This is a genomic window from Bradyrhizobium sp. (assembly GCF_017881085.1).
GTDB lineage: Bacteria > Pseudomonadota > Alphaproteobacteria > Rhizobiales > Xanthobacteraceae > Bradyrhizobium.
The window spans coordinates 1-9,635 of record NZ_JADGRI010000209.1; the positions used below are offsets into that span (position 1 = coordinate 1).

10 protein-coding genes are annotated in these 9,635 nt (G+C 63.6%); 1 reads left to right on the forward strand and 9 read right to left on the reverse strand.

What is annotated here, in order from left to right; all coding sequences use genetic code 11:
- Positions 1-472 precede the first annotated feature (472 nt).
- The 7 genes from glyS to QZ213_RS18720 all read right to left on the reverse strand — a co-directional run bounded on the left by glyS (position 473) and on the right by QZ213_RS18720 (position 7,018).
- Positions 473-2,707 carry a glycine--tRNA ligase subunit beta gene (gene glyS / locus QZ213_RS18690; protein ID WP_291687578.1) on the reverse strand — a complete coding sequence of 745 codons (2,235 nt, stop codon included), beginning with the start codon at positions 2,705-2,707 and terminating at the stop codon, positions 473-475.
- 5 nt (positions 2,708-2,712) lie between these two features.
- Positions 2,713-3,120, reverse strand: coding sequence for a DUF559 domain-containing protein (locus tag QZ213_RS18695; RefSeq protein ID WP_291687579.1), 408 nt, complete (start codon positions 3,118-3,120; stop codon positions 2,713-2,715).
- Positions 3,121-3,221: 101 nt separating this feature from the next.
- Positions 3,222-4,154 carry a glycine--tRNA ligase subunit alpha gene (locus QZ213_RS18700; RefSeq protein WP_291687580.1) on the reverse strand — a complete coding sequence of 311 codons (933 nt, stop codon included), beginning with the start codon at positions 4,152-4,154 and terminating at the stop codon, positions 3,222-3,224.
- Between the two features lie 405 nt (positions 4,155-4,559).
- Entirely contained in the window at positions 4,560-4,751 is a 192-nt protein-coding gene (locus QZ213_RS18705) for a hypothetical protein (protein ID WP_291687587.1), read from the reverse strand.
- A 109-nt stretch (positions 4,752-4,860) separates the two neighbouring features.
- Positions 4,861-5,772 carry a S49 family peptidase gene (locus tag QZ213_RS18710; RefSeq protein WP_291687581.1) on the reverse strand — a complete coding sequence of 304 codons (912 nt, stop codon included), beginning with the start codon at positions 5,770-5,772 and terminating at the stop codon, positions 4,861-4,863.
- Between the two features lie 261 nt (positions 5,773-6,033).
- Positions 6,034-6,798, reverse strand: a complete 765-nt coding sequence (locus tag QZ213_RS18715) for a methyltransferase (RefSeq protein WP_291687582.1) — start codon at positions 6,796-6,798, stop codon at positions 6,034-6,036.
- Positions 6,791-7,018, reverse strand: a complete 228-nt coding sequence (locus tag QZ213_RS18720; protein ID WP_291687583.1) for a DUF2007 domain-containing protein — start codon at positions 7,016-7,018, stop codon at positions 6,791-6,793. The genes QZ213_RS18715 and QZ213_RS18720 overlap by 8 nt, the downstream gene beginning before the upstream one ends.
- A gap of 132 nt (positions 7,019-7,150) precedes the next feature.
- Between QZ213_RS18720 and QZ213_RS18725 the strand changes: the two genes are divergently transcribed.
- The gene (locus QZ213_RS18725; protein WP_291687584.1) at positions 7,151-8,161 is read left to right on the forward strand and encodes a polyprenyl synthetase family protein; all 1,011 of its coding nucleotides are present in this window, start codon (positions 7,151-7,153) and stop codon (positions 8,159-8,161) included.
- A gap of 31 nt (positions 8,162-8,192) precedes the next feature.
- Here the strand turns inward: QZ213_RS18725 and QZ213_RS18730 are convergent, their stop codons facing one another.
- A complete protein-coding gene (locus QZ213_RS18730; protein ID WP_291687585.1) occupies positions 8,193-9,077 on the reverse strand; it encodes a 4-(cytidine 5'-diphospho)-2-C-methyl-D-erythritol kinase in 885 nt (294 codons plus the stop codon).
- A gap of 32 nt (positions 9,078-9,109) precedes the next feature.
- On the reverse strand, positions 9,110-9,635 hold a 526-nt coding region (locus QZ213_RS18735; protein WP_291687586.1), incomplete at its 5' end, for a tetratricopeptide repeat protein.

Sequence of the window (9,635 nt, forward strand, 5' to 3'; positions counted from 1 at the left end):
CCGGAATCACCCGGCATTCCCCGCGCAATGGTTTTAACGGTTTCCTTCGCGCTCTCCCGGGCGACCGGGCTTTTTTGCCACCCTCGCCGGCGAAAATTGTTTTTCGCCAACTTGACGCCAGCGTCGGGGCGTCAGGACCACACGACTTCTCCGTCCGCCAGCCGCATCGCCCGTCAAGCGCGCCGCCCGCGTCCACCGCATCCCGCTCCGCGTTTCGTGACGTTGCGCAACGCCCCTCCGTGGGACGGGACGGCGGGGTTATTAGGGTGATTTGGGCCTTCGGAAAATCAGAATATTTTTGCAAAGAGGGCTGGACAGAGGGGTCGATAAATTGCCCAGGTGATTTGCCTGTCGGCTTAAATCCGTAAAGGAATGCAGAAGGGGTGTTCGTCATTGCGAGGAGCGCAGCGACGAAGCAATCCATCTTTGCTTCACTATGGATTGCTTCGCTTCGCTCGCAATGACGGTGTTGCTAATCCTGTATCTTGGAAAAATCCGCCACCGCGCGCGTCGCGGCGCGGATTTCGTTCAGCAGCTTCAGGCGGTTTTCGCGCACCTTCGGATCGTCGTCGTTGACTTTTACCTTGTCGAAGAACGCATCCACCGCCGGCCGCAGCTTCGCCATCGCGCTCATCGCGCCAGCAAAATCCTCCTTCGCTGCCGCTGCGCTTGCTTCGATCCTTACCGGGTCGATCGCCTTGGCGAGCGCCTTCTCCTCGGCGAGCCTGTAGATCGCCGGATCGGGCGCGCCGTTAAAGCTGCGCTTGTCCTTCTTCTCCTCGATGGCGAGAATGTTGCTTGCCCGCTTGGTACCCGCGAGCAGGTTCTTGCCGTCATCGGTATCGAGGAATTTGCCCAGCGCTTCGACGCGGCGGACCACCATCAGGAGATCGTCCTGGCCTCCGAGCGCGAATACGGCATCGACAAGGTCGTGGCGCGCGCCCTGCTCGCGTAGCTGGACTTTTAATCGGTCGGCGAAGAAGGACAGCAGATCGGTAATGAGGGCATCAAAGTGCGCCGACGCTGTTGCCAAAGCCTCGTCGGACCTGGCCATTTGGTGAGCCCGCTCGGACAGAGTTTCGGCGAGTCCCGGCAAGACAAAATCGAGCGATCTCGCGTTCTTGGAAACCATTCCTTCAAAGGTCGAAAGCGTTCTTTCCGCAAAGAAAAGCGAATGCAGTATCGCACGTTCGAAAAGAGGAAATCGAAGTTGATTTTCGGTGATGATCCTTATCACCCCCAGCGCTGCACGCCTTAGCGCATACGGGTCCTTACTTCCGGTCGGCTTCTCGTCGATCGCCCAGAAACCAACCAGCGTATCGATCTTGTCCGCCAGGGCCACCGCAACGCTCACCGGGTCGGTCGGCACCCGATCCGCCGGCCCCTGCGGTTTATAATGTTCCTCGCTCGCGGCGGCGACGGAAGCGTCCTCGCCCTGCGCCAGCGCGTAATACTTTCCCATCAAACCCTGCAGCTCCGGGAATTCGCCGACCACTTCTGTCAGCAAATCGGCCTTTGCCAGATGCGCGGCGCGCTTTGCCTTTTCGACGTCGGCGCCGACCAGCGGTGCGATTTCCGCCGCCAGCCGCTCGATCCGCTTGATGCGCTCGCCCTGCGTGCCCAGCTTCTCGTGAAACACGATGCTGTCGAACTTCGGCAGCCGGTCTTCGAGCTTCATCTTCAGATCGGTCTCGTAGAAAAACTTCGCGTCGCTCAGGCGCGCGCGGATCACGCGCTCGTTGCCGGCGACGATCGCCTTGCCGCCGTCGGAGGCCTCGATGTTGGCGGTGAGGATGAATTTGTTGGTCAGCTTTTTCGTTTTGGGATCGCTGACGACAAAACATTTCTGGTTGTTCCGGATGGTGGCGCGGACCACCTCGCCCGGGATCGAGAGAAAATCCTCATCGAACGATCCCATCAGCGCGACCGGCCATTCCACCAGGCCAGCGACCTCGTCGAGCAGCCCCTGATCCTCGACCAGCTCAAAGCCTTGCGCGAACGCCAACTGCCTGCCGTCGGTGACGATGGTGTCCTTGCGGCGCTCGGGATCGAGCACGACCTTCGCATCCAGAAGTTTTGCTTCGTAGTCTTCGAAGCGGCGCACCGAAATCGGCGCCGGCGCCATGAAGCGGTGGCCATAGGTGGTCTGGCCGGCCTCGATGCCGTCGACGGCGAATTTGACCACGTCGGGTTCTTCGGTCTCCAAACCGAAGGTCGCGACGATGGCGTGCAGCGGCCGCACCCATTGCAGCGCGCCGGGCCGCGACGAACGCTCACCCCAGCGCATCGATTTCGGCCACGGAAACGTCCGGATGATGACCGGCAGCATCTCGGCGAGCACGTCCAGCGTGGCGCGGCCGGGCTTCTCGATCAGCGCGACGTAGAAGTCGCCCTTCTTCGGATCGCGCTGGATCGTCGCCTCATCGATCGAGGCAAGCCCGGTGGCCTTGAGAAAGCCCGCGATCGCGGCATCCGGCCCGCCGACGCGCGGTCCCCGGCGCTCTTCCTTCAGGTCGGATTGCCGCGCCGGAATACCGTGCACCGTCAGCGTCAGCCGCCGCGGCGTCGCGAACGCCTTCGCGCCCTCGTAGACGAGACCCTCGGCGACGAGCTTGTCGGTGACCATGCGGCGCAGATCGTCGGCCGCCTTCGCCTGCATCCGCGCGGGAATTTCCTCGGAGAAAAGTTCAAGGAGAAGATCGGGCATTTGCTCTACTCCCCTCCCCCCGCTTGCGGCGGGGAGGGGTCGGGGGTGGGGGGTCTATCGGCACGTATCGCTGTATCGATTGCCGAGAGTACGCCGGACATGTTGGCCAGAACGTCGTTATTCCAGAACCGCAAGACGCGATAGCCGTTGGCTTCGAGATATCGTGTACGCACCTCATCGAACGCGCTGCCGGAATGCTGACCGCCATCGACTTCGATGACCAGCTTGGCCTGATGCGTGGCGAAGTCGGCGAAGTAAGGACCGATCGTTGCCTGACGCCGAAAGTGATGCTCCTTGAACTGTGGTTGCCGCAAATGTTGCCACAGCTTCTTTTCGGCTTCGGTCGCGTCGCGACGCAAAGCTCGAGCGCGTGGCACGCGGTGGTCGACCGGACGCTGCGGTGTCTGTGTCATCCACCCCCCACCCCCGACCCCTCCCCGCCGCGCGCTCTGCGCGCGGAGGGAGGGGAGCAGGTTCGTGCTCGCTGAAAGGCTCAATTCCAAAATCGGTTTTCTCAAGTCGCCCCGCCCGCTTCGGTGTGCACCCAGGCTTCGCCGCAGGCCTTTGCCAGTTCGCGCACGCGCATGATGTAGCTCTGCCGCTCGGTCACCGAGATCACGCCGCGGGCGTCGAGCAGGTTGAAGACGTGGCTGGCCTTGATGCACTGGTCGTATGCCGGCAGCGCCATCAGATGCGCCTCGCGCTTGCCGTCTTTCCAGCCCGCGTCCAGATATTTTCGGCAGGCTTCTTCGGCCATCGAAAACTGCTTGAACAGCATGTCGGCGTCGGAGTGTTCAAAGTTGTGCCGCGAATATTCCTGCTCGGCCTGCAGGAACACGTCGCCATAACTGACCTTCTCGGCGCCCTCGCGGCCGTTGAAGTTCAGGTCGTAGACGCGGTCGACGCCCTGCACATACATCGCAAGCCGCTCGAGTCCGTAGGTGAGTTCGCCCGCGACGGGGGCGCACTCGACGCCCGCGACCTGCTGAAAGTAGGTGAACTGCGACACCTCCATGCCGTCGCACCAGCATTCCCAGCCCAGCCCCCACGCACCGAGCGTCGGGCTTTCCCAATCGTCCTCGACGAAGCGGATGTCGTGCAGATGCGAATCGATGCCGATGGCGGCGAGCGACTTCAGGTACAATTCCTGAAGGTCCGGCGGCGACGGCTTGATGATCACCTGGAACTGGTAATAGTGCTGCAACCGGTTGGGGTTTTCGCCGTAGCGGCCGTCCTTCGGCCGGCGCGACGGCTGCACATAGGCGGCCTTCCACGGTTTTGGCCCGAGCGCGCGCAACGTGGTGGCCGGATGAAAAGTGCCCGCTCCCATCTCCATATCGTAGGGCTGCAGGATCACGCAGCCCTGATCCGCCCAGAACCGCTGCAGGGCCAGAATAAAACCCTGGAACGAACGTTCCGGGCGCATGTGCGGAGGCAGCGAATCCATCGTCGAGTCAGTCTTTGCTGAAGGGGGCGGCAAGCGCGCGGGACCGTATCGGCGGGGGGGCCGGGAATCAAGGCAATGGGAGGCGGGATTTGCCGTGAAAGTGCCGCTGTCGGCAACAATTGCAACGTTTGGGGAGAGGTGCCGCTAACCAGCGGCGCCGCGCCGGCCGGCAGCGGCTCGTCAACAATTGAGGACTATCACGGCGGAACTTCGGAAGGCCGAGATGATTGGCTTTTCGAAGATCGGCTCTCCGGTTCGTGATCTCTCTCGATTGCTTTGTGAGGCACGAACGCCCGGAGCGTCCGATAACACGGCTACCTCCAAGCTTGCCCGCCGGTTCTCAGGGGTGATGCCTCACCCCGAGGCCGGCGCAAGTATTTTCAGCCGCAAATTTCGCAGAGCCGGTCAGCCCGGCCGGTAAGCGCCGGTGTTGGGATCCCGCCGCAGCGTCGGAATATCCCCCGCGCGTGCCGCTTCGGCGACCCGTGCGAGACGGGCCTCTTCCAGTTCTCTGTTCACCCGCAGGGCGGTGCGGTAGGCCCAGCGGACCACGGCCAGCCCACCCAGGGCGCCCGCAATTGCAATCAGCGGCGGCATCGGTCGATCCTTGTCGTTCATTCGTCGCGCCCCACTCCCGCATTCTCGCCCAAGCCGGGCCCGCCTGCAATCGCTTTACCCGAGACCAAATGGCGCGCTAAATTCGCTGTTAGAATCCGAATTTGGCCCAAATCGCCCTGCTTTCCAGCGCGGAAATCAGTTCGTCCGGCAGGCCCCCGATACCATCCAGCGATATCAGGGTGCCCGCGCCGGCCGATTTGCGGCCGAGCAGCCCGGACAGCAGGCCGCCCGAAGGCGCGATCACCGGCGTCAGCACCTTCTCACCATAGCGCGCACGCAAGGTCGAGCGCAGGTCGCCGATCGCATCCGCCAGGCCGAGCGAGACCGAGGTTTCTCCCGCCCAATATTCGCCGGTGAACAGCACGTCGTCGGCGCCCTTGAGACGAGCACCCCGGCTTTCCCTGACCAGCGCGATGAAGATGGCGTGGATCTCGCGCTGAAGCGCCTTCACGCGCGCGACATCGTCGGGATTTTCGGGGAGGAACGGATCGAGCATCGCCTTGTGCTCACCCGCCGTATAGAGCCGCCGTTCGACGCCGATCTTCTGGATCAAATCCTGGAATCCGAAGGAGCCGCCGACCACGCCGATCGAGCCCAGGATCGAGGACGGGTCGCAGAAGATTTCATCGCCGGCGCAGGCGATCATGTAGCCGCCGGATGCCGCGACATCTTCCACGAAAACCAGGACCGGCAGCTTCTTCTCAGCAGCGAGCTGGCGAATGCGAAGATAGATCTGGCGTGACTGCACCGGCGAACCGCCGGGCGAATTGATCACCAGCGCCACGGCCCGGGCATGCTTGGTCGCAAACGCGCGCTCCAGCGTCCTGGCGACGCCGGCCAGCGACATGCCCGGCCGCAAGGGCGTCACCGCACCGATCAGGCCCGACAGCCGGACTACCGGCACCACCGCGGTCCCGGGCCGCAGACGCGCCGGAATAAAGTCCATCAGCCTGTCGAGCAGGCCAGGCCATCCGCCGCGGTCGCCACTTTGTTCGGTCATGCCGTTACCTCAAAATTAACGATTTCTTATCCGATTACTGACATTGCAAGAGGGTCGGTTAACCGGAGTGGAACGCCTTTTGCATCGTAGCCGTTGTGAGCTGCAATGGCGCAGCGGAGAAAGTCATGAAAATCTATCTGCTGGTGATGCTGATCGGTACCCTCCTGACCGCGATTCACTTCACTTCCGCGCCAAAACAAGGTTCGAAAACGCTCCCCCAATAGCGGTTCCATTGATCACCTTGAGCGACCGGGCCGGCTGTCAGGGGTATGCCAGCGGCAAAACCCCCTTCCCGGCCAGAATCTCCTGAACCCATTTATTGGGCACGGTTGACGCTTCATTGAGCATCAACCCCGGGTGGATTTCCGCCGGCGCCTTGCCGCCCTTGGTGGCGCGAATCAGCACGCGATTGGCCGGCATCGACGGGTCGCCATGGACCGGCAAGATCTTGAGGCTGCCAAAGCCGCGGTCGAGTGCCGCCAGCACGTCAGCAATGCCGTCGGCGCGCCAGATCAAAGACAGGACGCCGCCGGATTTCAGGATTCGCCGGCTCGCATGAATCCAGCTCTCGAGCGTCGCGGCGGTCGCCACATGCGCCGATGCGCGCGACTTGTCGGGCGAGGCGCGGTGCCGCACGGAATCGTTGAACGGCGGGTTCATCAGCACGACGTCGGCGCTGTCGGGGGCAAGGCCCGCGGCGGCAGACGCACCCGGCTCGGACGTCACGTCCAGCACGATGACATCGGCGGAAATCGCATTCGCGGCGGCGTTGCCGCGCGCCAGTTCCGCGAGACCGGCATCGATCTCCACCAGCACCAGCTTGATTTCCGTGATCCGCTTGGCAAGCGCGAGACCGGCGGCGCCGACACCGGCGCCGAATTCGACGACGCGGTCGCCTGGACGCGCAGCCGTCGCCGCCGCCAGCAGCATGGCGTCGTGGCCGGCGCGGTGACCCGATTTCGGCTGCCGCAGACGCAATTGGCCACCGAGAAACGCATCCTCGGTATACCCGCCGGAATCAGTCATCGGCCCGCAATTCGTGGGCCAGCCCCGCATCGCGCAGAATCTGCCGCGCCTGCAGGTTATCGTCGTCATGGACCAGAATCCGGCGCGGCAGGACGCCGAGCGAGCCTTCGATAATGCTCATGTTCTGGTCCAGCACCAGATGATGGATATTCGCGCCGTCGAGCAGCGCTCCAACCGCCGAAACCAGCACGATATCGTTGGTTCGAACCAATTCCCGCAATTGTGGCACTCCTTTTCGGCGCGGCCGAAGGGCCCCACGAGGCTTTTCGACCGCATCGTGCCCTTGCCGCGTTCCCCGGCACTTTCTATTGTATCTGAGGATAGTGCGAATTGGGCAAAAGTGGAGACCAGCGTGGCGGTTATTGTACCCTTCGAGAGCCCGGCAAGCGCTTCGATCGATGAACTGGTCGCGCTTGTCGCTCCCGATATGGAGCGGGTCAACGCCACGATCCTGTCGCGGACCGGCTCGGAAGTCACCATGATCCCCGAGGTCGCCAATCACCTGATCTCCTCAGGGGGGAAACGGCTGCGCCCGATGCTGACGCTGGCGATGGCCGGTCTCTCCGGGTACTCCGGCGATGGCCATATCAAGCTCGCCGCCTCCGTCGAATTCATGCATACCGCCACCTTGCTGCATGACGACGTGGTCGACGAAAGCGAATTGCGGCGCGGCAAGCTGTCGGCGCGCATGCTGTGGGGCAACGAGGCCAGCGTTCTCGTCGGCGACTTCCTGCTCGGCCAGGCCTTCCGGATGATGGTCGAGGTCGGCTCGCTGCGCGCGCTCGACATTTTATCGTCTGCCGCGGCCACGATCGCCGAGGGCGAAGTGATGCAGCTCGCCGCCGCCAAGAACACCGCGACCACCGAAGACGAATATCTCGCCGTGATCCGCGGCAAGACGGCCGAGCTGTTCGCCGCCGCCTGCGAGGTCGGTCCCGTCATCGCCAACCGTCCGAAAGCCGAACAGACCGCGTGCCGCTCGGTCGGCATGAATCTCGGGATTGCGTTCCAGCTCGTCGACGACGTGCTGGATTACGGCGGCAAGGCCGCAAAACTCGGCAAGAACATCGGCGACGATTTCCGCGAGGGCAAGATCACGCTGCCGGTGGTGCTGGCGTTCCGCCGCGGCAACGACGGCGAACGCGCTTTCTGGGTCAAGGCGCTGGAACGCGGCGAGATCGGCGACGGCGATCTCGACCATGCCATCGGGCTAATGACAAAACACCGCGCGCTCGAGGACACCATCAACCGCGCCCAGCATTATGGCGCGATGGCGGTCGACGCGCTGGCGCTGTTTCCGGCATCGGCGATGAAGACCGCGCTAGAGCAGGTGGTGGCGTTCTGCCTGGCGCGGTCGCATTGACGGTTGCTGCGATCGCGGGACCCTAGACCAGCTAGCTCAGCGTTCCCGCGTGCACCCACCACCCGGGGTGATCGAGCCGGAGCTTCTGCGCCGCGCGTTGCGCCTCGGCGGTGTTCTCGTAGATCGCAAAGCAGGTCGCGCCAGACCCCGACATCCGCGCCAGCCAGGCCCCATTGGTGGCGTTGAGCGCCGAGATGACCTCGCCGATGACAGGCTGAATGCGCGTGGCCGGCGCTTCGAGGTCGTTGGAGCCGGCAGCGAGCGCTTCTACCCAGTCTTCGAGCGATGCGCCGGCTTCCGGCCAATCGGTGGCCCGCAACACGTCGGAGGCCCCCACCAGCAATTCGCCGTTGCGCAGGCCGAGCGCCTGGAACACGTCCTTGGTCGCCACGGGAACGCGCGGATTGACCATCACGCAGGGCATGATCGGCAGAACGAGCGGAAGCAGCGTTTCGCCGACGCCGGTCATGACGCAGGCGCGCGAAGCCAGACAAACCGGCACGTCGGCGCCCGTCAATTCCGCGACCTCGACCAGGCGGGGGTCGTCGATGGCAAGACCGTTGGCCCGCGCCAGGAGCCGCAGCGCCGCGGCGGCGTCCGCCGAGCCGCCGCCAATTCCGGCCGCGACCGGCAGCACTTTCTCGAGGACGAATTCGCCGAGCTGGAGCGCCGGTACCCGCTCGCCCAGGAGTTTTGCGGCCTTGAAAACGAGATTGTCTGATGTCTCGCCGCAGGCCTGCGCCAGCGGCCCGGTGGTTAGAAGATGCAGTTCGGATCCCGGCGACAGACTAAGGCGGTCGGCGCAATCGGCGAAGGCGACCAGACTCTCGAGGTCGTGATACCCGTCCACCCGCCGTCCAACCACCCGCAGGGTCAGGTTGACCTTGGCCCGCGCATCCTCGATCAGCGCCCCCATTGGCGATACGCCCCCTCGATCGGATCTCGCGATCAGCCGCCCTTGCCGTCTTCTTTTTTCTTGTCTTCGGAGGCAGCCGAGGACGGCGAGGCGTCGTCGGGAATACCGTTCTGGATCTTGGCCTCGATCTTCGGCAAGTCGTCCGGCTCGGGCTTCAGATCGCGGGCATGAGCCCACTGGAATTTCGCTTCCAGCGTGCGGCCGACGCGCCAATAGGCGTCACCGAGATGGTCGTTGATGGTCGGGTCCTCGGGCTTGAGATCGATCGCGCGCTCGAGATTCTTCACCGCGTCGTCGTAATTGCCAATGCGGAAATAGGCCCAGCCCAGCGAGTCCACGATGTAGCCGTCGTCCGGGCGCTGCTCGACGGCGCGCTTGATCATCTTCATGCCCTCGTCGAGATTGATGCCCTGATCGATCCACGAATAGCCGAGATAGTTCAGCACGTGGGGCTGCTCGGGCTGCAGCTCGAGCGCCTTGCGCATGTCGGCTTCGGCCTTGTTCCACTGCTTGGAGCGCTCCTCGCAGATGCCGCGGTAGTAATAATAGACCCAGTTG